This window comes from Janthinobacterium sp. (assembly GCF_009923995.1).
Taxonomy (GTDB): Bacteria; Pseudomonadota; Gammaproteobacteria; order Burkholderiales; family Burkholderiaceae_D; genus Janthinobacterium.
Genome location: NZ_RFSK01000011.1, coordinates 67,617 through 89,608, shown reverse-complemented (window position 1 = coordinate 89,608; position 21,992 = coordinate 67,617). Strand labels below are relative to the sequence as shown.

The following is a 21,992-nucleotide window of genomic DNA, read 5'->3' as shown; positions in this document are numbered from 1 at the left end:
GGTGGATCAGGTGGGGATCGCTTACACTGTCGGCTCATTCTCCAACCGTGATTCCCATGCGCCGCTCCGCCCTTCTTGCCCTGCCCCTGCTGCTGCTGGTCTCCGCCTGCAATGACTACACGGCACCCAGCCTGTACCAGGCGACCACGCCCGAGTGCAAGACGTGGACGGAAGGTTCGCGCTTCGAGCTGCCGCGCGGCATCAGCGTATATGCCACGCCCCCCGTCACCCTGAAGGAAGGCGGCACGGAACTGGCGCTGATCTTCACCTTGCCTATCGGTACCCAGGCCAGCTTCACGCGCCTGTCCTTCCTGCTGGAAGAACCGCACAAGGAACCGTTCGCCGAGGCCAAGGTGCTGACCATCTATCAACGCGGCATGAACCGCAAGGCGGAAATCGTCGACGTCATCGAAACGTTGCCCATCATGTTTTCCGCCGTGGGTTCCAGCGCCGAGACCCAGTGGCGGCTGCGCCTGCAACTGCCGCGCCAGTTGCCGCAGCGCTTTGATTTGTCGATGCCCGACATGCTCATCGGCGGCAAGCGCTACCCCGTACGCACGTTTACCTACCGCTATTTCCCCGAGCGCAGCGCGTACGGCATGTGCAGCTGATGTTGACGGCGGCGCACGCCGCTGGCACACTGGCGCTTTCCATCACACAACAGGAGTAGACAACATGCGCCATTCGGATACTGCCGTGCTGTCGGCTGCCTGATCACTACCGTTCCAGTCTGCATTCATATTGCATTGATCCTGTTGTTCCCTTGCGCGTGATCGCGTAGCCGACTTCCCCTTCTTTCGTGCCAGTCATGCCGATTGGCGGTGCCTGCACGCGCAGGCGACATGTCCGCACGCGGACGACAGAATACGGAATCACGCTACCATGATCGCATTCGATTTTGCGCAACTACGCCCCATCGGACTGCAGCAGGCCACCGCCAGCGCAGCCGCCCAACTCGACTTCCCTTGTTCCACCGCACAGCTGATGCGCGTGAGCGCCGTGCACCGCGACAGCATCGTCGTGCACGACGGCAGCCAGGAACACCCGGCGCATATCCTGCCGCGCCTGCTGCATGACTTGCAGGCACAGGACACCGTGCTTGCCGTCGGCGACTGGGTCGCCACCGAAGCCGATGCGCACGGCGCGCTGTGGATAACGGCGCATTTATCCCCATTCACGCAAATCGCCCGGCGCGGCAATGACGGCCGGCGCCAGGTGCTCGCGAACAATGTCGACACCGCCCTGCTGGTGATGGGGCTGGACGCGGACTTCAACCCGCGCCGGCTGGAACGCTATCTGGCCATCGTGCTGGCTGCCCGGGTCAGCCCCGTGGTGGTACTCAGCAAGGCCGACGTGGCCGACGACGTGGCGGGCAAGCTCAGCCTGCTCAAACAGCGCCTGCCATCCCACGTGCCCCTGTTTGCCGTCGATACGCGCCATGCGTATGACGTGGCCATCCTGGAACCCTGGCTGGATGCGGGCCAGACCCTGGTGCTGCTCGGTTCATCGGGCGCCGGCAAATCCAGCCTGACCAATACCCTGTGCGCAGCGGGGCAATCGACGCAGGGCGTGCGCCACGGCGATGGCCGCGGCCGCCACACGACGACGGCCCGCTCACTGCACCTGTGTGCGGGCGGCGCTTGCATCATCGATACGCCGGGCTTGCGCAGCTGGCAGGCCGACGCCGGTGCCGAGACCGTGGCCGCCACCTTCGACGACATCGCGGCACTCGCTGCCACGTGCCAGTTCCGCGATTGCCGGCATGCGAGCGAACCCGGTTGCGCCGTGCGCGGCGCCGTCGATGCGGACCGCCTGTGCAATTATCACAAGCTGCTGCGCGACGCCCGGCGCAGCGAAGCAACGCCGCTCGAGCGCATCAGCGCGCGCGCCAGGTGGAAGACGATATTGAAGGCGGGGCAGGAAAGGAGCAGGCAGAAGCGCCAGGAATAGTCGTCCAAAGCAGGCATAAAAAAAGGCAGCCCGAAGGCTGCCTTTCTGTGCGGCGCAAAGAACTAAATCTTGCGCAGCTTCTGGATCGCTGCCAGCTGCGCAATTGCGCTGGCCAGCTCGGCTTGCGCTTGCGCGTAGTCGATGCCCGAATCCTTGTTGTGGATATTTTCTTCCGCCAACTTCTTCGCTTCCAGCGCTTTCGCTTCGTCGAGGTCGTGACCGCGGATCGCGGTATCGGCCAGGACGGTCACGGTATCCGGTTGCACTTCCAGCAGGCCGCCGGCAACGAAGACGAACTCTTCTTCAGCCTGGCCGACTACCTTGATGCGGACCGCGCCCGGACGGATGCGGGTAATCAAAGGCGTGTGGCGTGGGTAGATACCCAGCTCGCCCTGTTCACCCGGCAACGCGACGAATTCTGCTTCGCCTGAAAAAATCAGTTCTTCAGCGGAAACCACGTCAACGTGAATTGTGTGTGCCATGTGTGTCCTATCGGGTTGAAGAACCCCGCCGTGTAACGGGCGGGGTTAGGCCCAGACTTAACTTAGTTAAGTTTCTTGGCTTTTTCGATTGCTTCTTCGATCGTGCCGACCATGTAGAACGCTTGTTCCGGCAGGTGATCGAGTTCGCCCGAAGCGATCATTTTGAAGCCCTTGATCGTGTCTTTGAGCGAAACGTATTTACCAGGCGCGCCGGTAAAGACTTCAGCGACGTGGAAAGGCTGCGACAGGAAACGCTGCATCTTACGTGCGCGGGCAACCAGCAGTTTGTCTTCCGGTGCCAGCTCGTCCATACCCAGAATCGCGATAATGTCGCGCAATTCCTTGTAGCGTTGCAGGGTCGTTTGCACGGCACGCGCGGTGTCGTAGTGCTCTTGACCAACGATCAACGGATCCAGCTGACGCGAGGTCGAATCCAGTGGATCCACGGCTGGGTAGATACCCAGGGAAGCGATGTCACGCGACAGCGCAACGGTCGAATCCAAGTGAGCAAACGTGGTAGCAGGCGACGGATCGGTGTAATCATCGGCTGGAACGTAGACGGCCTGGATCGAGGTGATCGAACCGGTCTTGGTCGACGTGATACGCTCTTGCAGACGGCCCATTTCTTCGGCCAGGGTCGGTTGGTAACCCACGGCCGACGGCATACGGCCCAGCAGTGCCGACACTTCGGTACCGGCCAGCGTGAAGCGGTAGATGTTGTCGACGAAGAACAGAACGTCCTTGCCTTCATCACGGAACGATTCAGCGATCGTCAGGCCGGTCAGCGCGACGCGCAGACGGTTACCTGGCGGTTCATTCATCTGACCGTAAACCATCGCTACTTTGGAGTTCTCCGGATTTTCCAGATCGACCACTTTCGCGTCAGCCATCTCGTGGTAGAAGTCGTTACCTTCACGGGTACGCTCACCCACACCGGCGAACACGGACACGCCGCTGTGCGCCTTGGCGATGTTGTTAATCAGTTCCATCATGTTCACGGTCTTGCCTACGCCAGCGCCGCCGAACAGACCAACTTTACCGCCTTTTGCAAACGGGCAAACCAGGTCGATCACCTTGATGCCGGTTTCCAGCAGTTCTTGCGATGGCGACAGTTCGTCGTATGCAGGAGCGGTGCGGTGGATCGACGCGATCTGCTCATGCGACACGGGGCCGCATTCGTCGATCGGGTTGCCCAGCACGTCCATGATGCGACCCAGGGTTGCTTTACCGACTGGCACCATGATAGGTTTGCCGGTGTTCTGGATCATCATGCCGCGACGCAGGCCATCGGACGAGCCGAGTGCAATGGTACGGACAATGCCGTCGCCCAACTGCTGTTGTACTTCCAGGGTCAGTTCCGAGCCTGCCATCTTCAAGGCATCAAATACCTTAGGCATCGCGTTGCGGGGAAACTCAACGTCCACCACAGCGCCGATACACTGAACGATTTTGCCATCAGCCATGTTCGTTCCTTCAATATAGTTAAATTCGTTTAAACCGCAGCCGCACCGGCGACGATTTCGGAGAGTTCTTTGGTAATCGCAGCTTGACGGGTCTTGTTGTAGATCAGCTTCAATTCGCCGATCACACTACCCGCGTTGTCGCTTGCAGCTTTCATCGCGACCATCCGTGCCGATTGCTCGGACGCCAGATTCTCCGCGACTGCCTGGTACACCAGCGCTTCTACATAGCGCTCCAGCAATTCGTCGATGATGCTTTGTGCATCCGGCTCGTAGATGTAATCCCACGAGTGTGCGCTCTTGTCGGCGACCATCTTGTCGGCCGTCAATGGCAGCAACTGTTCGACCACTGGTTCCTGCTTCATCGTGTTGATGAATTTGGTGTAGCACAGGTACACTGCGTCGAGCTTGCCAGCCTGGAACTCTTCGAGCATGACCTTGACAGGTCCGATCAATTTATCCAGGTGGGGCGTATCACCAGTTTGAATGGCAGAGGCGACGATCTTGACGCCGATGCGATTCAAAAAACCCAAACCCTTGTTACCGATGGCAACTGCTTCAACCCGGTTGCCAGCTGCTTCCAGCTCGCGCGACTTCGACGTCACCTGACGCAGGATGTTGGTATTCATGCCGCCGCACAGACCCTTGTCGGTCGTGACAACGATGAAACCCACTGCCTTCGCTTGCGTACCCTGGGCAGCTGCCAGGAACGGGTGCGTGTATTCCGGATTGGCGGTCGCCAGATTGGCGGCGATATTCCGAATCTTGTCACTGTAGGGACGGGCGGCCCGCATCCGGTCTTGCGCCTTGCGCATTTTGGACGCGGCGACCATTTCCATCGCCTTGGTGATCTTCTTCGTATTCTCTACGCTCTTGATCTTGCCTCGTATCTCTTTGCTTGATGCCATGAGTCCTTACTCCTTCTGCGCGTAGGGCGGCACCTCACTCAAGGTGGGCGCCGCCTGGCCGCTTAATATGCGCCGGATTTCTTGAAATCAGCAATGGCCGCCGACAGAGTTGCTTCGCTGTCTTTGTCGAGTTGCTTGGTTTCTTCGATCTTGGCCAGCAGAGCAGCTTGCTTGGTCTTCATGTAAGCGTGGACACCAGCTTCGAACGACAGCACTTGCTTGACTGGCACGTCGTCCATGAAGCCTTTGTTCACCGAGAACAGCGATACGGCCATCAGCGAGATCGACAGTGGCGAGTACTGGGCTTGCTTCAGCAATTCCGTTACGCGGGCACCGCGGTCCAGCTGCTTGCGGGTCGATTCGTCCAGGTCCGAAGCGAACTGCGCAAACGCGGCCAGTTCACGGTACTGCGCCAAGTCGGTACGGATACCGCCGGACAGGTTTTTGATGACCTTGGTCTGGGCGGCGCCACCGACGCGCGATACGGAAATACCGGCGTTAATTGCAGGACGGATACCGGCGTTGAACAGCGAGGTTTCCAGGAAGATCTGACCGTCGGTAATCGAAATCACGTTGGTTGGAACGAATGCGGACACGTCGCCAGCTTGCGTTTCAATGATCGGCAGTGCCGTCAGGGAACCGGTCTTGCCTTTGACGGCGCCGTCGGTGAACTTCTCGACGTAGTCGGCGTTCACGCGTGCTGCGCGTTCCAGCAGGCGGCTGTGCAGGTAGAACACGTCGCCTGGGTACGCTTCGCGACCTGGTGGACGGCGCAGCAGCAGCGAGATTTGACGGTATGCAACAGCTTGTTTGGACAGATCATCGTAGACGATCAGTGCATCTTCACCGCGGTCACGGAAGTATTCGCCCATGGCGCAACCGGAGTACGGCGAGATGTATTGCATGGCGGCCGATTCCGAAGCGGAAGCGGCGACAACGATGGTGTATTCCATCGCGCCGTGCTGTTCCAGCGAGCGCACGATGTTCTTGATCGACGAGGCTTTTTGGCCAATCGCGACGTAGATACATTTCATGCCCTGGCCTTTTTGATTGATGATCGCATCAATCGCCACGGCCGACTTGCCGGTTTGACGGTCGCCGATGATCAGTTCACGCTGGCCGCGGCCAACTGGAACCATCGCATCGATCGACTTCAGGCCGGTTTGCATCGGTTGCGACACGGACTCACGGGCGATCACGCCCGGGGCGATTTTTTCAATCGCGGCCGTCATTTTGGTTTCGATGGCGCCTTTGCCGTCGATCGGCTGGCCCAGCGCGTTGACTACGCGGCCGAGCAGCTCAGGACCGACTGGCACTTCCAGAATGCGTCCGGTGCATTTCACCGTGTCGCCTTCGGAGATGTGCTCGTAGGCACCCAGAATCACGGAACCGACGGAGTCGCGTTCCAGATTCATTGCCAGGCCAAACGTGTTGCCTGGGAATTCCAGCATCTCGCCTTGCATCACGTCCGACAAACCGTGGATGCGGCAGATACCGTCGGCGACGGAAATAACCGTGCCTTGATTACGCACTTCAGCGCCGCCGTCAAGACCTTGGATCCGGCTCTTGATCAACTCGCTGATTTCAGATGGGTTGAGTTGCATACTAACTCCTAAAAGTGTTTCTCTCAGCTTGCGCGAGGGGTAAGGGTCTGTCTAAGCTGGCCTGCCGAAGCGCGTGTCTTACGACACCAGTGCAGCGTGCAGTTGCTGCAGCTTGGCGCGCACCGAGGTATCGAGCACTTGGTCGCCAACAACCACGCGCACGCCGCCGAGCAGCGATGGATCCACTGTGACGGCAGGGTTGAGCTTACGACTGAATTTCTTTTCCAGCGTTGCGACCAGCTCGGCCGTTTGGCCTTCGCTCAGATCGAAAGCGCTCGTGATCTCGGCGTCAGCCGCACCTTCCAGGCCATTTTTCAAGGCATGGAATTGCGCGCCGATTTCCGGCAGCAGGCTGATGCGGCCATTTTCGATCAACATGGTGACGAAGTTTTTCACTTCCTCATTGAGCGGCGATTTCAACAACGACAGGATGGTGGCGGCGACGTCGCTTTCCGAAACTTTCGGATTGCGCGCGTACGCCTGTACCTCGGGGTGGCTACCGATCTGTGCCAGTTCGGACACCAGTTCGGACCACGCCGCGAGGTTGCTTGACTCCTTACCAGCTTGGGCTACGCGGAACAAAGCTTCCGCGTAGGGACGGGCGACGGTTGCGAGTTCTGCCATGATTACAGCTCGACAGCAAGACGCTGCAACATTTCGGCGTGAGCCGTTGGGTTTACTTCACGCTTCAAGATCTGCTCGGCACCCTTGACAGCCAGGTCAGCCACCTGAGCGCGCAATTGTTCGCGTGCTTTCGACAGTTGCTGTTCGGCGTCCGACTGGGCTTGCGCAATGATACGCGCAGCTTCAGCTTGAGCATTTTGCTTGATCTCTTCAGCAACCAGCTGCGCGCGCTTTTCAGCGTCCGCAACGCGTTGCGAAGCTTCTTCACGTGCACTGTTCAATGCCTCTTGCGCACGCTTTTCAGCGACAGCCATCGAAGCTTGACCTTGATCGGCCGCAGCCAATCCATCCGCGATTCGTTTGGCACGCTCATCCAGCGCATTGTTCAACGCTGGAAATACGAACTTCATCGAGAACCAGACCAACACCGCGAAGGTGATCATCTGGCCGATGAGCGACATATTGATGTCCATACCTTTGCTCCTAACTAAAAGTTTCTCCTAGGGTTGGAGCGAATTACTGAGCAACAGCCGTCAGAGCGGACAGGAACGGGTTAGCGAACGTGTACAGCAGAGCAACACCAACGCCGATCATCGAGATAGCATCCAGCAGACCAGCGATAACGAACAGTTTGGTTTGCAGTTGTGGCATCAGTTCTGGTTGACGTGCCGACGCTTCCAGGAATTTGCCACCCAAGATAGCGAAGCCCAGAGCGGTGCCGATTGCGGCCAGGCCGATGATGATTGCTGCTGCCAGAACGGTCATGCTTTGTACTTGTGCGATCAGAGCTTGCATAAAATTCTCCTAAATTTAAAAACGAAAGATACTAAAAAAACAAAATATAAAGTCGATGATTAATGTTTCTCAACCGCAAGGCTCAGATACACAACCGTCAACGCCATAAACACAAAAGCTTGCAAAGTTACAATCAAGATATGGAAAATTGCCCATGGACCACCCAACGCCCACTGTGCCCACCAAGGCAACAACGCGATCAAGATGAAAATCAGTTCGCCGGCATACATATTGCCGAACAGTCGCAGCGACAGGGAGATCAGTTTGGCAACCAACTCAACCATTTGCAGCAGGAAATTGACAGGTGCCAGGGCGATCGTGCCGATCAGGCCGCTCGCATGGAACGGTGCCGTGAACAGTTCCTTGATCCAGCCGCCCAGGCCCTTGGCCTTGATCGAGAAGGCGATCACGCACAGCACGACCGACAGCGACATGGCGAAGGTGTGGTTGACGTCGGCGGTCGGCACGGCACGCAGTTTATGCACGCCAAACCAGCTCAGAATCTTCGGCAACAGGTCAACCGGCAGGAAGTCCATCGCGTTCAGCAACCAGACCCACACAAAAATAGTGATGGCCAGCGGCGCGATGACCTTGCTTTTCGCGTGGAAGGCCCCATTAATAGTGTCATTGACGATTTCCATGACCATTTCGACGAAGTTTTGCAACTTGCCAGGCACGCCGGCAGTGGCACGACGCGACGCCATGTAGAAAACAGCCAGGAAAACAAAGCCCAGAATGGCCGAAATCCAGAACGTGTCCAGATTGATGGTACCTTCGGCATTGCGGAGGTGAGCCAGATGGTGGCTGATGTATTCTGTGGCGTTGGCCGGGGCAGCATGGCCCGCTTCAATAGCGTGTTCTGTGGTCATAATGAATTTAGATTTGTCGTTTCAGAGCACAACAGGCCCCAAAACCAATGATTAAACAGCGAGCAATGAAAACCAGTATGCTAAGGTTGCCACCGCGAAACCCAAGATCAGCCATAACCAGGCGGCCGACTGAAACAACACCAGTGCCAAGATAAAGAGCACCGCTGTGATAAATATTTTCACCACTTCTGCGCGCAAATGCGCCCGGAATGCCTTGTTGGCGTCGCTAGAACCGCGAACCACCAACATGGCATACACCAGGCTACCGATGACTGCGATAGCGCCGCCGTATGCGGCGGACCAGCCTCTCACACTGCCACCGAAAAACAGGGTGACCGTGGCAAAACTGATAGCGATAGCTAGCTGCAAAGCAACTACTTTGTAGACTGGTTTGGCAATATTTTGTTGTGAATCACTCAATTGCCAGCTTCCCAGAAAAATCTACACACGCAAAGACACGGGATTATAGTTGGCTTTGATCTATAGAGTCAAACGTTGCTGCACCGCAGCAGGGCGATTGCTGCGCGAAACTGACGCTTTACCGACTATTCGCCGCCATTTGCACCACTATATGGCAAAGTCGCTTGCCGGGCCGCTTCCAGCCGTGTTATCAAGGAATTATGCAGTGCGCCTGGAAAGCATGGTCAGCTTGTCCAGAGCGCTGGTGACGGCCGGCGCTCCCGTCTTTGCCAACTTGCTATTTAACCACGCAAACGGGTCAGCAATCCATCCAGCACGTCAAGATCGGCAAAATCGATCACCAGTTGACCACGGCCTTTGTTGCCCATCTTGAACACCACGGGCGTGGCCAGGGCATCGGACAGCTCTTCTTCCAGGCGCGCGATATCGCCGGACTTTTCCTTGTGCCGCGGTTCGACCGGGTTGGCCGCTTCCTCCACCGTGCGGGTGACGAGCTTTTCCGTCTCGCGCACGGACAGGCGCTTGGCCACCACCTGGTTGGCCAGGGTGATCTGGCTGGCCGCATCGACGGCCAGCAGCGCGCGCGCATGGCCCATGTCGATATCGCCGGCCATCAGCATGGTCTGCACGGGACTGGCCAGGTTCATCAGGCGCAGCAGGTTGGAGACAGCGCTGCGCGAGCGTCCCAGCGCAGTGGCCGCTTGCTCATGCGTGAAACTGAAGTCGGCGATCAGGCGGTGGATGCCCTGCGCCTCTTCCAGGGGATTCAAGTCTTCGCGCTGGATGTTCTCGATCAGCGCCATGGCGGCGGCGGCCAGGTCATCCACGTCGCGCACGAGGACCGGCACTTCCGTCAGGCCGGCCAGCTGCGAGGCGCGGAAGCGGCGTTCGCCGGCGATGATTTCATATTTGACAAGTCCGCTCAAGGTGTCCTGCCCGATCGGGCGCACCAGGATCGGCTGCATCAGTCCCTGCGCCTTGATCGAGGCGGCCAGTTCATTCAGGGCCCCTTCGTCCATGCGCGTGCGCGGCTGGTATTTGCCGGCTTGCATTTGTGACACGGGCAAGTTCGACGGTTGATGCGTTTCCGCACTGGCGAAGTCGCCCCCGCCGCCCAGGAGGGCGTCGAGTCCGCGACCCAGTCCTTTTAATTTTTTCGTAGCCATGCTGTCCTAATCGTGTTTTCAGAGTAAGCGCTTACATCATATTCTGCAGACGCTCGCCCCTTGTTTACATATGTTTGATGCGTTCGACCATCTCGGCGCCGAAGGCGATATAGGCCTGGGCCCCTTTCGAGCTGGGGTCGAAGGTGACGCCGGGCAAGCCGTACGATGGCGCTTCGGCCAGGCGCACGTTGCGCGGGATGATGGTATTGAAGACCTTGTCGCCGAAGTGCTGCTCCAGCTGCGCCGACACTTGTTGCGATAATGTCATGCGTGGATCGAACATCACGCGCAACAGGCCGATGATCTTCAGATCCGGGTTCAGGTTGGCGTGCACCTTCTTGATGGTGTTGACCAGGTCGGACAAGCCTTCCAGCGCGTAGTACTCGCACTGCATCGGGATGATCACGCCATGCGCGGCGCACAGGCCGTTCAGGGTCAGCATCGATAATGCCGGCGGGCAATCAACCAGGATGAAGTCATATTCCGCGTCCACTTCGGCCAGCGCATCCTTCAGGCGGCGTTCGCGGTTGTCCAGTTCGACCATCTCCACTTCCGCGCCGGCCAGCTCGCGGTTCGACGGCAAGACATCGAAGCGCCCCGCTTCCGAACGCTGGCGTGCCGTTTTGACATCGGACTCGCCCAGCATCACTTCATAGGTCGACGCCTTCAGGCCGGCCTTGTTGATGCCGGCGCCCATGGTCGCATTGCCCTGCGGGTCGAGGTCGACCAGCAGCACGCGCTGGTTCAACTTGGCCAGACCGGCGGAGAGGTTGACACTTGTTGTGGTTTTACCAACACCACCCTTTTGATTTGCTACACAAAAAATTTTGGCCATGTATCTTCTAGTTGTAAAGAGATGCAAACTTCATCGTGCGCCCCGGCATTTATCCGAAACGATTTATACTGTTTATTTCATTTATACGATATAAATCGTTTATACGGTTTATATAATTTATACCGTATAAACTGTTTATACTATTTATACCGTTTAATTTTCAGGTCTTTAAATTCTTGCTATAAAGACCAGATGACGCTCTGCATTTAGCCCTGGCACCTGGATCGGCCGCAATTCCCTCACTTGCCAGTCTGCCGGCAGTCTCTCCCGCTCGTCCGGTGGCGCCACCCCTTTCAAGGCGATGAATTGCCCGCCCTCGGCCAGCACGTGGTTCGACCAGTTGACGAAGTCGGACAGGTCGGCAAAGGCGCGCGAGGTGATGACGTCGAATTTTTGCGCCACTTCCAGCTGTTCCACCCGTTTCGTGTACACGGTGACGTTGGAAAGTCCCAGTTCCGCCTTCACCTGCGTCAAAAAGGCCGTCTTTTTATGCACGGTGTCGATCATCGACACCTTGATATCGGGCCGCGCGATGGCCAGGACCATGCCCGGCAAGCCGCCGCCGGCACCCACGTCGAGCACGTTTTTCGCTTCAGCGAAGGCCGGCACGGCCGCCAGCGAATCGAGCACGTGCAGGGTCAGCATCTGCAGGGGATCGCGCACCGACGTCAGGTTGTACACGCTGTTCCATTTGGCCAGCAAGGCCAGGTAATCGAGCAGTTTTTCCGTCTGATCCGCGCTCAGCTCCAGGCCCAGCGCGGCGATGCCTTCATTCAAAATGGGGGCCAGTAGCGCCCGGTCAAACTGCTTCATTCAACAACCTCGTCCTTTAAAGTGGTGGTCTGCGCGGCACCGAAGCCGCGCTTTTTCAGGTGGACCAACAGCAGCGAAATCGCCGCCGGCGTCACGCCGGAAATGCGCGATGCCTGGCCCAGGGTTTCCGGGCGCTGCTTGTCGAGTTTTTGCCGCACTTCGACCGACAGCGCACCGATGTCCAGGTAGTTAAAACCTTCCGGCAAGGCCAGGTTCTCATAGTGTTCGTGGCGCTCGATTTCCTTGCTCTGGCGCTCGATGTAGCCCGCGTATTTGAGCTGGATTTCCACCTGTTCGCGCACGGCCGCGTCTTCCACGCCGGGGCCGGCCAGGGCCTGGCCTTCCATGCCCGTCATGCTCATCAGGGTGTCGTAGGCGACGTTCGGACGGCGCAGCAGGTCCGCCAGCGAGTATTCGCGCTCGATGGCCTGGCCGACGATGCGCTCCGACTCGGCGGCCGCCAGGATGCGCGGGTTGACCCACGTGGAACGCAGGCGCTCCAGTTCCAGCGCCACCGCTTCGCGCTTGGTCTCGAACGCTTGCCACTGGGCGTCGCCGACGCAACCCAGGGCGCGGCCGATTTCCGTCAGGCGCATGTCGGCATTGTCTTCGCGCAGGCTCAGACGGTACTCGGCGCGGCTGGTAAACATGCGGTACGGCTCCTGCACGCCCTGCGTGATCAGGTCGTCGACCAGCACGCCCAGATAGGCCTCGGAGCGGCCCGGCACCCAGGCGTCCTTGTCCTGCGTCAGCAAGGCCGCATTCAGGCCCGCCAGCATGCCTTGCGCGGCCGCTTCCTCGTAGCCCGTGGTGCCGTTGATCTGGCCGGCAAAGAACAGGCCGGCCACGGCCTTCGTTTCCAGCGAGGCTTTCAAGCCGCGCGGGTCGAAATAGTCGTATTCGATGGCATAGCCGGGACGCAGGATGTGGGCGTTTTCCATACCCTTCATCGACTGCACCAGGGCGATCTGCACGTCGAACGGCAGGCTCGTCGAGATGCCGTTCGGGTAGAACTCGTGCGTCGTCAAGCCTTCCGGCTCGAGGAAGATCTGGTGCGATTCCTTGCCCGAGAAACGGTGGATCTTGTCCTCGATCGAGGGGCAGTAACGGGGGCCGACGCCTTCGATGACGCCCGTGTACATGGGGCTGCGGTCGAGGCCGGCGCGGATGATGTCGTGCGTCTGGCTATTCGTGTGCGTGACCCAGCACGGCACCTGGCGCGGGTGCATGGCCGTGTTGCCCATGACGGAAAACACGGGCACGGGATCGAGGTCGCCCGGCTGTTCCTGCATCACGGAAAAGTCGATGCTGCGGCCGTCGATGCGCGGCGGCGTGCCCGTTTTCAGGCGGCCCTGCGGCAGTTTCAGCTCTTTCAGGCGGGCCGACAGGGAGATGGCGGGCGGGTCGCCGGCGCGGCCGGCCGAGTAATTGTTCAGGCCCACGTGGATCTTGCCGTCGAGGAAAGTCCCCGCCGTCAGCACCACGGCGCGCGCCAGGAACTTCAGGCCGATCTGCGTCACGGCGCCGACGACGCGGTCGCCTTCGACGATCAAGTCATCGACGGCTTGCTGGAACAGCCACAGGTTCGGCTGGTTTTCCAGGCGCGTACGGATGGCGGCCTTGTACAAAATACGGTCGGCCTGGGCGCGCGTGGCGCGCACTGCCGGGCCTTTCGAGGAATTCAGGATGCGGAACTGAATGCCGGACTCGTCGGTGGCGATGGCCATCGCGCCGCCCATGGCATCGACTTCCTTGACCAGGTGGCCCTTGCCGATGCCGCCGATGGAAGGATTGCACGACATCTGGCCCAGTGTCTCGATATTATGCGTGAGCAAAAGCGTCTTCTGTCCCATGCGGGCGGAAGCGAGGGCCGCCTCGGTACCGGCGTGACCACCACCGACAACGATGACGTCGAATTCTGTAGGAAATAACATGATAAATAGGTAACAGTGCAAGTAAAAATGCGAGGAGAGAGCTCCGATTATAGAGTCTTTTTGCAAGCGCAACCTTCCAGGGGCCAATTTTTGCTTAATTTTTACTCAGCAAGAGCATGGCGAGCGCCGTTTCTGTTTCACGTGGAACACGCTGCCTGGCCAGGCAGAGGGCTGCGGTCCCGTGAAATGTTTGCTACAATTGCCGCATTGTCCGTATGCGTGGCCACGCCAGTGGCCGTCGGGACGATCATCCAGGAGGACGGCCTCCCCCATCATGGGAACACACCGGGACGGCCCGCTCTGTATAAGGAGCCGCCATGGCCTGGATACTCTTACTCATTGCCGGCATGCTGGAAGTCGTGTGGGCATACTCGATGAAACTCTCCGAGGGTTTCACCCGCCTCACCCCCTCCATCGTTACCGTGGTCATGATGATCGCCAGCTTCGGCTTGCTGTCGCTGGCCATGCGCACCCTGCCCCTGGGCACGGCGTACACCATCTGGACGGGCATCGGCGCCGTCGGCGCCTTCATCGTCGGCGTTGTCTTTCTGGGCGAGCAGCTCAACGCCATGCGCGTGTGCGCCGCCGTCCTCATCGTCAGCGGCATCGTGCTGATGAAATTATCTTCCAGCCACTGAGGAGTAGCACCATGTTCCTCGAAAGCTACTTCCCCGTGCTGCTGTTCATCCTGATCGGCATCCTGGTCGGCATCGTGCCCATGCTGCTGGGACGCGTGCTGGGTCCGCACAAACCCGACCCGGAAAAACTGTCCCCATATGAATGCGGCTTCGAAGCCTTTGGCGATGCGCGCATGAAATTCGACATCCGCTTCTACCTGGTCGCCATCCTGTTCATCCTCTTCGATATCGAAGTCATCTTCCTGATGCCGTGGGCGGCGAATGTGAACGCGTTGGGACTGCCCGGCTTCTGGGCCGTCATGGGCTTCCTGAGTCTCCTGACCATCGGGCTGGCGTATGAATGGAAACGCGGCGCGCTGGACTGGGAATGAACCAGCTCCTGTTCCTGAACCTGCTGATGGGGGTGGCCCTGGCCTATGCCGCCAAGCGGGAATACCCCAGGCGGCAGCATGCCCCCACCTTCCGCGTGCTGGCCGGCACGGCCAGCGTGTCCGTCGTGGCCAGCCTGGCGCTGCTGCTGCATGGCCTGCGGCACGGCGGCTGACGCTCGCACCGGCCCGTCGCTACGTTCCACGTGAAACCTGCGTGTCAGCGGAAAGCGGAGTAAGCTTGCTGCTGGCCTAACTTCCAGGAGCATGCATGTCCGCCTTCCAGTTCCGCACCGTGCCGCATGTGATCGTCGAGGCAGGTGCCGCCGCCCAGTTGGGTACGCACATCGGCCACCACTTCCCCGCCGTGCGCCGTGCCCTGCTCGTTACCGACGCGGGCTTCCTGCGCACGGGCCTGGCCGAGGCTCCCTTGCGCAGCCTGCAGGCAGCAGGGATCGAGGTCCACGTCTTTTCCGAGGTACAAGCCGATCCCCCCGAAGCCATTGTGCTGGCCGGCGTGCGCCAGGCGCAGATGTTTCACGTGGAACTGATTATCGGCCTGGGCGGCGGCAGTTCGCTGGACGTCGCCAAACTGATCGCCGTGCTGGCGCCCGGCCGCCAGGAACTGACGCAACTGTACGGTATCGGCAATGCCCACGGCCAGCGCCTGCCCCTCGTGCAATTACCGACCACGGCGGGCACGGGCTCCGAAGTGACGAATATCGCCATCGTCACCACGGGCGCCACGACCAAGATGGGCGTGGCGGCACCACAGCTGTACGCGGACCTGGCTATCCTCGATGCCAGCCTGACCCTGGGCTTGCCGCCCGCCATCACGGCCGCCACCGGCATCGATGCCATGGTGCATGCGATCGAAGCGTACACCAGCCGCTTGCTGAAAAATCCCCTGTCCGACATGCTGGCAAGACAGGCGCTGTCGCTGCTGCATGCGCACCTCGTGACGGCGTGTCGCGATGGGCAGAACCTGGCCGCGCGCGAAGCGATGCTGCTGGGCGCCATGCTGGCTGGCCAGGCCTTTGCCAATGCGCCCGTGGCCGCCGTGCACGCCCTCGCCTATCCCATCGGCGGCCTGTTCCACGTGCCGCACGGGCTGTCGAATGCGCTCGTGCTGCCACACGTGCTGCACTTCAACCTGCCCCATGCGGCGCCCCTGTATGCGCAGCTGGCCACCCTGCTCCAGCCCGGCATCACGGGCAGCGACGAGGCACGGGCGCACACCCTGATCGACGCCATGCAGGACCTTGCCCACGCCACCGGCATCGCGCGCACCCTGCGCGCAGTGGGCATCGCGGCCGGCGACCTGGACCGGCTGGCCGACGAAGCCATGCTGCAGACTCGCCTGCTGGGCAACAATCCCCGCCCGCTCACGCGCCTCGACGCCCGCGCCATCTACGCGGCGGCCTTGTAAGGACGTAAAAAAGCCACGTACAGCACGTGGCTTTCCTGCAACGGCCAAGCCGCCAGTAATCCTCAGGAAATTCTTGGGACGTTATGACGAACAGAAGCGAATGCGATGCCAGCCGCCCGCTGCGACGCTGTACGCGCACGGCCAGCAGTGGGCAACGCCGTAGTGCGCCGGTTATGGACGTCAGACATCACCATCATTTATTGGGCCTTGCTTAGTTGGGGATATCCACCACCGTGCCCGCCACGTTGATCACATTGCCGGCCGCCGGCGCCGCCGCGATGGCCGGCACGTTGACATTCGTGATCAGGGTCGATGCATCGGCCCGCGTTACCGTGCGCACCACCTGCGATGGCGGCAGCGCCTGCTTGGCGGTCAGGTGCGCATACATGGCATCGAGCGCCCGGTTCAGGTACACATGCAAGGGCACGATCAGGGTCGGCAAGGCACTGCTGAAGGAATCGAAGTGGTTGGCGTGCGTCACCTCGATATAGCGCAACTTGCTGTTCGCGCCTTCCACGGCAGCATTCAGACCCAGGTAGGCACGCGAAGCATGATTGACGGGAATCAAGGTATCGCTGCGGCCATGCACGAGGATGGCCGGTTTGCCGTTGAGTTTGGCGCTCGCCTGCACTTCGGTCATGCCGGCGCGCACGCGCGCGCTTTGCGTGGCCAGCGTGCCGCGCAGGCCGGCGCCATTGACGGCATCCAGTCCCGTCGCCAGGCTGCGCAGGCACAGGAAGCCGTCGAGCGACTGGTCCGCCAGGCTGGTCGACGGCGACACGCCCGCCGTGTACACCCTGGCGCCGCCGACGCTGTCCTCATACAGCACATTGCCGAGGATGCCGTTTTGCGCGGCAAAGCTGGCCGCCTTCTGCGCCGACGTGAACGCGACCGGATTGCCGCTGCCATCCGTCTGCGCAAAGGTAAAGCCGCACACCTTGTCCGTCACGGAGAATTTCCCGTAAGCATAGGCATACGTGACGGCCACGAGGATATTCGTGCCCGCATGCGCCGCCTGCAGCGGATCGGAGTCAGGCAGCCAGCCATACGCCTGCAGGCGCAGTTTTGCGTCCGCCTGCTGCGATGCCAGGTCGGCGCCGTTGAGCAAACCCTTGGCGGCCAGCGCCGTGCAGCGTCCCGCGCTGCCAGCCACGGAAGCGATGCATGGCTGGTACAGGGCGGCATACGTGGCATAGTCGAACAGGGCGCGCCCCGGCGCATTCACCACCACGCCGCCCTGGCGCACGGTGTACGCGTTCGATGGCTGGGGCTGTATTTGCGGCTCGCTGGCGGCCACGCCGCTGATCAATCCCTTGGTATCCTGTTCCGCCGCCAGCAGGGCCGAGCCGGCGCCGTTGGAAATGCTCGACGCTATCGTGACGGTGTTCTTCGGCGTCAGGCGCACGATGTGCGAACTGCCGTCGCGGGCCAGTACGCCGTAGCGCTCGTTCAACACGTAATACGCCATCTCGACGGCCTGCAAGGTGACCTTGCCCCAGTCCTTCTCCGGATTCTGCTGCGAGTGCGCGTGCTTGAAGGCGACGCGGTTCGGGTAGGCGCCAGCCCAGGCCAGCCGGTCGGCGTCGCCCAGGTCCGGCGCGAAGAGCGCGTTCTTGCCGGCGGCCACCCTGCCCGTGCGCACGCCGTTCTGCAGGTTGACGCTGTCGTCCTCGAACACGTACAGGCCCGTGCCGGAACCCTTGTCCGCATACGCGACGGCGCAGCCCTTTTTCAGGCCCCATTCGCCGGAACTGCCGATGGCGCCGTAGATGCCGCGCGAGCCGCTCGACGTGCCCGTGACGATGCAGGCGCGGTCCGGGTCGAAGCTGGCCGGCACCTGCACCATCAAGGTGACGTTCTTCTTGCCCGTGCCATCGTCCGCATAGGCGATGTATTCGCTGCCCGCCACCAGGCCCTCCCCCGTGCCGACATTGCCGGCCGCATCCACGTTGGGGCCGTACAGGGTGCCGTAGCCGCTGTTGGCGGCGATGTCGAGCACGGCGCGGTAATTGGCGTGGATGGCGTTGCGACGCAGCTCGGCCGGCGTCGGCTGCTCTCCATTCGCATACGCGGGCGTAGCGCCCGCCAGCCCCGTCTTGCCCAGGCCGGCCGTCAGCAGGTCATTGCTCTTGCCGTCGTAGTCGGCCCGCGAAATGGTGCCCAGGTAGTTGGGCAGCTGGTTCAATTCTTCCGGCGCATGGTTGCTGCCGCAGCCGGCCAGCAGCAGCAAGGTGCACAGGCCCGTGCCGTTGGCCGCGCGCAAGATCGTCGTTTGCATGGTGGTTCTCTCCGTTGAGGACACAGTGGACGCACAATGAAAAACGCCGGACGATCCGTCCGGCGTTGCTGGAAAATCAGACAGCGGCCTTGGCGGCCCTGCCGCCGAAGCGCGCGATGGCCTCGCCGACGATGCCGCGCCGGAACAGCAGCACGCAGATGACGAAGATCACGCCGGTGACCATGCCCACCGATTCGCCCAACGTCCCGAACCACTCGACGCCCGTGTGCGCGGCCAGGTAGGTGCCGAAATCGCCCAGCTTGTTTTCCAGGGCAATGATGAGCACGGCGCCGAGGATGGGACCGGCCAGGGTACCCATGCCTCCTACCAGTGTCATCAGCACGACCAGGCCCGACATACCCCAGTACACATCGGTCAAAGTCTCAAAGCCCAGCACCAGGGTCTTGGTGGCGCCGGCCAGGGCGGCGAGCGACGCGGACAGCACGATGGCCATCAGCTTGTACTTGTTGACGTCGTAGCCCAGCGAAATGGCGCGCGGCTCGTTTTCCTTGATGGCCTTGAGCACCTGACCGAACGGCGAATGGATGGTGCGCACGATCAGGGCGAAGCCGGCGACAAAGATGGCCAGCACGACGTAGTACAGCACCGTGTCGTTGCCCAGGTCTATGGTGCCCAGCAAGGTTCCACGTGGAACACCCTGCAAGCCATCCTCGCCGCCCGTAAACGGCAGGCGCAAGGCCAGGAAGTACACCATCTGCGCCAGCGCCAGGGTAATCATCGTAAAGTAGATGCCCTGGCGGCGGATGGCCAGGCCGCCCATCACCAGGCCCAGGAGCGCTCCCGTGGCGACCCCCGCCAGCAAGCCCAGTTCCGTCGGCCAGCCCCACGTGCGCAAGGCATAGCCGGTGACATAGCCGGCGCCGCCAAAAAACGCCGCATGGCCGAAGGACAGCAGGCCCGTATAGCCGATCAGCAAATTGAAGGCGCAGGCAAACAGGGCAAAGCACAGCAACTTCATCAGGAAGACGGGATAGCCGTAAAACGGGGCCGCCAGTGCCAGCAGCAGGGCAATGGCGTAGCCTACATTCTTATTCATCGTGGTAGCTCCAATACATGACTGATGAGGATTACTTTTCTTTGCCGAACAGGCCGGCGGGACGCAGCAGCAGCACGATGACCATCACCACGAAGACCACGGTGGCCGAGCCTTCCGGGTAGAACACGCGGGTCAGGCCCTCGATCACGCCCAGGCCCAGGCCCGTGAGGATGGAGCCCATGATGGAGCCCATGCCGCCGATGACCACGACGGCGAAGACGACGATGATCAGGTTCGAGCCCATCAGCGGTGAGACCTGGATGATGGGCGCGGCCAGCACGCCGGCAAACCCCGCCAGCGCCACGCCGAAGCCGAAGGTCAGCGTGACCATCAGCGGCACGTTGATGCCGAACGCTTCCACCAGTTTCGGGTTTTCCGTACCCGCCCGCAGGTAGGCGCCCAGCTTGGTTTTCTCGATGACGAACCAGGTGGCCAGGCAGACGGAGAGCGAAGCGATGACGACCCAGGCGCGGTAGTTCGGCAGGATCATGAAGCCCAGGTCCGTCGCGCCGGCCAGCGCTTCAGGCACGGCATACGGCTGGCCCGAGACGCCGTAGAAGGAGCGAAACACGCCTTCCATGATCAGGGTGATGCCAAAGGTCAGCAGCAAGCCATACAGGTGGTCGAGTTTATACAGCCAGCGCAGCATGGTCTTTTCGATGAGGATGCCGACCAGGCCCACGAGGATGGGGGCGATGACCAGCATGGCCCAGTAATTGATGTCGAAATAGCTGAGGCCCATCCAGGCCAGGAAGGCGCCCATCATGTACATGGCGCCGTGCGAGAAATTAATGACGTTAAGCAAGCCGAAGATGACGGCCAGACCGAGAGACAACATGGCATAGAACGAGCCGTTGACGAGGCCCAGCAGCAGCTGGCTCATCATCGCTTGTAATGGAACGCCGAAAATTTCCATGGCATCACAGTATAAAAAGCACCGCCGGACGACGGTGTGGCATCAAGGGAAACACGCCACCGCAGACGGGCGCGGCGGCGCAAGGCTCACCCCGCGCACCGGCAGGTGGCGCGCAGGAAAACAGACTGCCCGCGCGCGGCGGGCAATCCGCAAGGTTTGCTACCGCGTTACTTCCACAGCGAACACTTCGACTCAGCCTTCGTCACGTACGCCTGCGCGCCGGGCACGGTGGCCACCACCTTGTAGTAATCCCATGGATATTTGGACTCGGACGGCTTCTTCACTTCCATCAGGTACATATCGTGCACCATGCGGCCGTCGGGACGCACTTCGCCGTTCTTGGTGAACATGTCGTTGATCTTGGTCTTTTTCAGGTAGGCCATGACTTTGTCCGTATCGTCCGAGCCCACCGCCTTGACGGCCTTCAGGTAATTGGCCGCCGCCGAATAATCGGCCGCCTGCAGCATCGACGGTTCCTTCTTCATCTTGTCGAAGTAACGCTTCGACCAGGCGCGCGTTTCCGGATTCAGGTCCCAGTACCAGCCATCGGTGAGGTACATGCCCTGCGTCAGGTTCAAGCCCAGCGAATGGATGTCATTGATAAAGATCAGCAAGCCGGCCAGCTTCATGGATTTCGTCAGGCCGAACTCGTTGGCCGCCTTGATGCTGTTGATGGCGTCGCCTCCCGCATTGGCCAGGCCGAGAATTTGCGGTTTGGCTGCCTGTGCCTGCAACAGGAAGGACGAGAAGTCCGAGGCGCCCAGCGGATGCTTGACGCTGCCCAGCACCTTGCCGCCGGCCGCCTTGACGACCTCGGCCGTGTCTTTTTCCAGCGAGTGGCCGAACGCATAGTCGGCCGTCATGAAATACCAGTTCTTGCCGCCCTGCTTGACGATGGTGCCGCCCGTGCCGCGCGCCAGTGCCACCGTGTCGTAAGCGTAATGTACGGTGTAGGGCGTGCACTCTTCATTCGTCAGGCGCGAGGAGCCGGCGCCGATGGCGATGAAGATTTTTTTCTTTTCCGCCGCCACCTTGGCCATGGCCAGGCTGGCGCCGGAATTGGTGCCGCCGATCAGCATGTCGACGCCCTGCTGGTCAAACCATTCGCGCGCCTTCGAGGCGGCGATGTCGGCCTTGTTCTGGTGGTCGGCGGAAATGAATTCCACTTTCTTGCCGGCGATGACCACGCCGGCATCGGCAATCGCCATCTTGATGGCTTCGGCGCCGCCCAGGCCGTCGACGTCGGAATACACGCCGGACATGTCGGAAATAAAGCCGATCTTGATGGTGTCGCCCGATACCTGGGCGTGCGCGGCGCAGGACAAGCCCAGGGCGCACAGGGTGGCGGTGGCAATGGCGATAGCGTTACGTTTCATAGTGTCTCCGTTGGGGATTATTGTTTGCTATTCAGTCGATTGCTGGACGATGACGGGTAAAACGGACTGG

23 protein-coding genes are annotated in these 21,992 nt (G+C 60.6%); 6 read left to right on the top strand and 17 right to left on the bottom strand.

The genetic code is table 11. The annotated features are described in order from the left end of the window. Positions 1-56 precede the first annotated feature (56 nt). Both EBS11_RS08275 and rsgA read left to right on the top strand, forming a co-directional pair. Positions 57-611 (top strand): hypothetical protein, encoded by a 555-nt coding sequence (locus tag EBS11_RS08275; RefSeq protein WP_290601952.1) that lies wholly within the window; start codon positions 57-59, stop codon positions 609-611. Positions 612-882: 271 nt separating this feature from the next. Continuing rightward, positions 883-1,950, top strand: coding sequence for a ribosome small subunit-dependent GTPase A (gene rsgA, locus EBS11_RS08270; protein WP_290601951.1), 1,068 nt, complete (start codon positions 883-885; stop codon positions 1,948-1,950). 62 nt (positions 1,951-2,012) lie between these two features. Here rsgA and EBS11_RS08265 read toward each other — a convergent pair whose 3' ends face one another. The 13 genes from EBS11_RS08265 to mnmG form a co-directional block, all read right to left on the bottom strand. Beyond that, positions 2,013-2,432 (bottom strand): F0F1 ATP synthase subunit epsilon, encoded by a 420-nt coding sequence (locus tag EBS11_RS08265; RefSeq protein ID WP_058050961.1) that lies wholly within the window; start codon positions 2,430-2,432, stop codon positions 2,013-2,015. Positions 2,433-2,494: 62 nt separating this feature from the next. Then, on the bottom strand, positions 2,495-3,895 hold the full coding sequence (gene atpD / locus EBS11_RS08260; protein WP_034752705.1) for a F0F1 ATP synthase subunit beta: 1,401 nt from the start codon (positions 3,893-3,895) through the stop codon (positions 2,495-2,497). A 29-nt stretch (positions 3,896-3,924) separates the two neighbouring features. Further along, entirely contained in the window at positions 3,925-4,800 is an 876-nt protein-coding gene (atpG, locus tag EBS11_RS08255; protein WP_071325905.1) for a F0F1 ATP synthase subunit gamma, read from the bottom strand. A 62-nt stretch (positions 4,801-4,862) separates the two neighbouring features. Beyond that, on the bottom strand, positions 4,863-6,404 hold the full coding sequence (gene atpA, locus EBS11_RS08250) for a F0F1 ATP synthase subunit alpha (RefSeq protein WP_086137325.1): 1,542 nt from the start codon (positions 6,402-6,404) through the stop codon (positions 4,863-4,865). 78 nt (positions 6,405-6,482) lie between these two features. Continuing rightward, a complete protein-coding gene (locus EBS11_RS08245; protein WP_034752699.1) occupies positions 6,483-7,028 on the bottom strand; it encodes a F0F1 ATP synthase subunit delta in 546 nt (181 codons plus the stop codon). A 2-nt stretch (positions 7,029-7,030) separates the two neighbouring features. Then, the gene (locus EBS11_RS08240; protein WP_071325906.1) at positions 7,031-7,501 is read right to left on the bottom strand and encodes a F0F1 ATP synthase subunit B; all 471 of its coding nucleotides are present in this window, start codon (positions 7,499-7,501) and stop codon (positions 7,031-7,033) included. 43 nt (positions 7,502-7,544) lie between these two features. Further along, entirely contained in the window at positions 7,545-7,823 is a 279-nt protein-coding gene (gene atpE / locus EBS11_RS08235) for a F0F1 ATP synthase subunit C (RefSeq protein WP_034752695.1), read from the bottom strand. A gap of 59 nt (positions 7,824-7,882) precedes the next feature. Continuing rightward, the gene (atpB, locus tag EBS11_RS08230) at positions 7,883-8,692 is read right to left on the bottom strand and encodes a F0F1 ATP synthase subunit A (RefSeq protein WP_290601946.1); all 810 of its coding nucleotides are present in this window, start codon (positions 8,690-8,692) and stop codon (positions 7,883-7,885) included. Between the two features lie 51 nt (positions 8,693-8,743). Beyond that, positions 8,744-9,112 carry an ATP synthase subunit I gene (locus EBS11_RS08225; RefSeq protein WP_289887969.1) on the bottom strand — a complete coding sequence of 123 codons (369 nt, stop codon included), beginning with the start codon at positions 9,110-9,112 and terminating at the stop codon, positions 8,744-8,746. A gap of 281 nt (positions 9,113-9,393) precedes the next feature. Then, complete coding sequence (locus EBS11_RS08220; protein ID WP_290601944.1) at positions 9,394-10,278, bottom strand: ParB/RepB/Spo0J family partition protein; 885 nt, start codon at positions 10,276-10,278, stop codon at positions 9,394-9,396. A 64-nt stretch (positions 10,279-10,342) separates the two neighbouring features. Next, on the bottom strand, positions 10,343-11,113 hold the full coding sequence (locus tag EBS11_RS08215) for an AAA family ATPase (RefSeq protein WP_131374824.1): 771 nt from the start codon (positions 11,111-11,113) through the stop codon (positions 10,343-10,345). A 168-nt stretch (positions 11,114-11,281) separates the two neighbouring features. Then, positions 11,282-11,926 carry a 16S rRNA (guanine(527)-N(7))-methyltransferase RsmG gene (rsmG, locus tag EBS11_RS08210; protein ID WP_290601942.1) on the bottom strand — a complete coding sequence of 215 codons (645 nt, stop codon included), beginning with the start codon at positions 11,924-11,926 and terminating at the stop codon, positions 11,282-11,284. Beyond that, on the bottom strand, positions 11,923-13,860 hold the full coding sequence (mnmG, locus tag EBS11_RS08205; protein WP_290601941.1) for a tRNA uridine-5-carboxymethylaminomethyl(34) synthesis enzyme MnmG: 1,938 nt from the start codon (positions 13,858-13,860) through the stop codon (positions 11,923-11,925). The genes rsmG and mnmG overlap by 4 nt, the downstream gene beginning before the upstream one ends. A 317-nt stretch (positions 13,861-14,177) precedes the next feature. On the opposite strand from mnmG, the gene sugE reads away from it, so the two are divergent. From sugE to EBS11_RS08185, 4 genes are all read left to right on the top strand, one after another. Next, complete coding sequence (gene sugE, locus EBS11_RS08200) at positions 14,178-14,498, top strand: quaternary ammonium compound efflux SMR transporter SugE (RefSeq protein ID WP_290601940.1); 321 nt, start codon at positions 14,178-14,180, stop codon at positions 14,496-14,498. A gap of 11 nt (positions 14,499-14,509) precedes the next feature. Further along, complete coding sequence (locus EBS11_RS08195; RefSeq protein WP_290601939.1) at positions 14,510-14,869, top strand: NADH-quinone oxidoreductase subunit A; 360 nt, start codon at positions 14,510-14,512, stop codon at positions 14,867-14,869. After that, positions 14,866-15,042, top strand: a complete 177-nt coding sequence (locus EBS11_RS08190; protein WP_290601938.1) for a hypothetical protein — start codon at positions 14,866-14,868, stop codon at positions 15,040-15,042. The genes EBS11_RS08195 and EBS11_RS08190 overlap by 4 nt, the downstream gene beginning before the upstream one ends. 95 nt (positions 15,043-15,137) lie before the next feature. Further along, a complete protein-coding gene (locus tag EBS11_RS08185) occupies positions 15,138-16,295 on the top strand; it encodes an iron-containing alcohol dehydrogenase (RefSeq protein ID WP_290601937.1) in 1,158 nt (385 codons plus the stop codon). Between the two features lie 211 nt (positions 16,296-16,506). On the opposite strand, the gene EBS11_RS08180 is transcribed toward EBS11_RS08185, so the two are convergent. The 4 genes from EBS11_RS08180 to EBS11_RS08165 form a co-directional block, all read right to left on the bottom strand. Continuing rightward, positions 16,507-18,573 carry a 3-hydroxybutyrate oligomer hydrolase family protein gene (locus tag EBS11_RS08180; RefSeq protein WP_290601936.1) on the bottom strand — a complete coding sequence of 689 codons (2,067 nt, stop codon included), beginning with the start codon at positions 18,571-18,573 and terminating at the stop codon, positions 16,507-16,509. A gap of 76 nt (positions 18,574-18,649) precedes the next feature. After that, positions 18,650-19,630 carry a branched-chain amino acid ABC transporter permease gene (locus EBS11_RS08175; protein WP_290601935.1) on the bottom strand — a complete coding sequence of 327 codons (981 nt, stop codon included), beginning with the start codon at positions 19,628-19,630 and terminating at the stop codon, positions 18,650-18,652. A gap of 31 nt (positions 19,631-19,661) precedes the next feature. Continuing rightward, a complete protein-coding gene (locus EBS11_RS08170) occupies positions 19,662-20,546 on the bottom strand; it encodes a branched-chain amino acid ABC transporter permease (RefSeq protein WP_070288905.1) in 885 nt (294 codons plus the stop codon). Positions 20,547-20,713: 167 nt separating this feature from the next. After that, positions 20,714-21,922, bottom strand: a complete 1,209-nt coding sequence (locus EBS11_RS08165) for an ABC transporter substrate-binding protein (RefSeq protein ID WP_290601932.1) — start codon at positions 21,920-21,922, stop codon at positions 20,714-20,716. Positions 21,923-21,992: the final 70 nt, after the last annotated feature.

What these genes read in the sequence shown, in the direction of transcription:
- EBS11_RS08220 (WP_290601944.1), bottom strand. Translation starts at nt 10,278, where the DNA reads ATGGCTACGAAAAAATTAAAAGGACTGGGTCGCGGACTCGACGCCCTC.
- atpA (WP_086137325.1), bottom strand. Translation starts at nt 6,404, where the DNA reads ATGCAACTCAACCCATCTGAAATCAGCGAGTTGATCAAGAGCCGGATC.
- EBS11_RS08195 (WP_290601939.1), top strand. Translation starts at nt 14,510, where the DNA reads ATGTTCCTCGAAAGCTACTTCCCCGTGCTGCTGTTCATCCTGATCGGC.
- EBS11_RS08180 (WP_290601936.1), bottom strand. Translation starts at nt 18,573, where the DNA reads ATGCAAACGACGATCTTGCGCGCGGCCAACGGCACGGGCCTGTGCACC.
- mnmG (WP_290601941.1), bottom strand. Translation starts at nt 13,860, where the DNA reads ATGTTATTTCCTACAGAATTCGACGTCATCGTTGTCGGTGGTGGTCAC.
- rsmG (WP_290601942.1), bottom strand. Translation starts at nt 11,926, where the DNA reads ATGAAGCAGTTTGACCGGGCGCTACTGGCCCCCATTTTGAATGAAGGC.
- EBS11_RS08245 (WP_034752699.1), bottom strand. Translation starts at nt 7,028, where the DNA reads ATGGCAGAACTCGCAACCGTCGCCCGTCCCTACGCGGAAGCTTTGTTC.
- atpE (WP_034752695.1), bottom strand. Translation starts at nt 7,823, where the DNA reads ATGCAAGCTCTGATCGCACAAGTACAAAGCATGACCGTTCTGGCAGCA.
- atpB (WP_290601946.1), bottom strand. Translation starts at nt 8,692, where the DNA reads ATGACCACAGAACACGCTATTGAAGCGGGCCATGCTGCCCCGGCCAAC.
- EBS11_RS08275 (WP_290601952.1), top strand. Translation starts at nt 57, where the DNA reads ATGCGCCGCTCCGCCCTTCTTGCCCTGCCCCTGCTGCTGCTGGTCTCC.
- EBS11_RS08190 (WP_290601938.1), top strand. Translation starts at nt 14,866, where the DNA reads ATGAACCAGCTCCTGTTCCTGAACCTGCTGATGGGGGTGGCCCTGGCC.
- atpG (WP_071325905.1), bottom strand. Translation starts at nt 4,800, where the DNA reads ATGGCATCAAGCAAAGAGATACGAGGCAAGATCAAGAGCGTAGAGAAT.
- EBS11_RS08175 (WP_290601935.1), bottom strand. Translation starts at nt 19,630, where the DNA reads ATGAATAAGAATGTAGGCTACGCCATTGCCCTGCTGCTGGCACTGGCG.
- EBS11_RS08185 (WP_290601937.1), top strand. Translation starts at nt 15,138, where the DNA reads ATGTCCGCCTTCCAGTTCCGCACCGTGCCGCATGTGATCGTCGAGGCA.
- atpD (WP_034752705.1), bottom strand. Translation starts at nt 3,895, where the DNA reads ATGGCTGATGGCAAAATCGTTCAGTGTATCGGCGCTGTGGTGGACGTT.
- EBS11_RS08165 (WP_290601932.1), bottom strand. Translation starts at nt 21,922, where the DNA reads ATGAAACGTAACGCTATCGCCATTGCCACCGCCACCCTGTGCGCCCTG.
- sugE (WP_290601940.1), top strand. Translation starts at nt 14,178, where the DNA reads ATGGCCTGGATACTCTTACTCATTGCCGGCATGCTGGAAGTCGTGTGG.
- rsgA (WP_290601951.1), top strand. Translation starts at nt 883, where the DNA reads ATGATCGCATTCGATTTTGCGCAACTACGCCCCATCGGACTGCAGCAG.
- EBS11_RS08265 (WP_058050961.1), bottom strand. Translation starts at nt 2,432, where the DNA reads ATGGCACACACAATTCACGTTGACGTGGTTTCCGCTGAAGAACTGATT.
- EBS11_RS08215 (WP_131374824.1), bottom strand. Translation starts at nt 11,113, where the DNA reads ATGGCCAAAATTTTTTGTGTAGCAAATCAAAAGGGTGGTGTTGGTAAA.
- EBS11_RS08170 (WP_070288905.1), bottom strand. Translation starts at nt 20,546, where the DNA reads ATGGAAATTTTCGGCGTTCCATTACAAGCGATGATGAGCCAGCTGCTG.
- EBS11_RS08240 (WP_071325906.1), bottom strand. Translation starts at nt 7,501, where the DNA reads ATGGACATCAATATGTCGCTCATCGGCCAGATGATCACCTTCGCGGTG.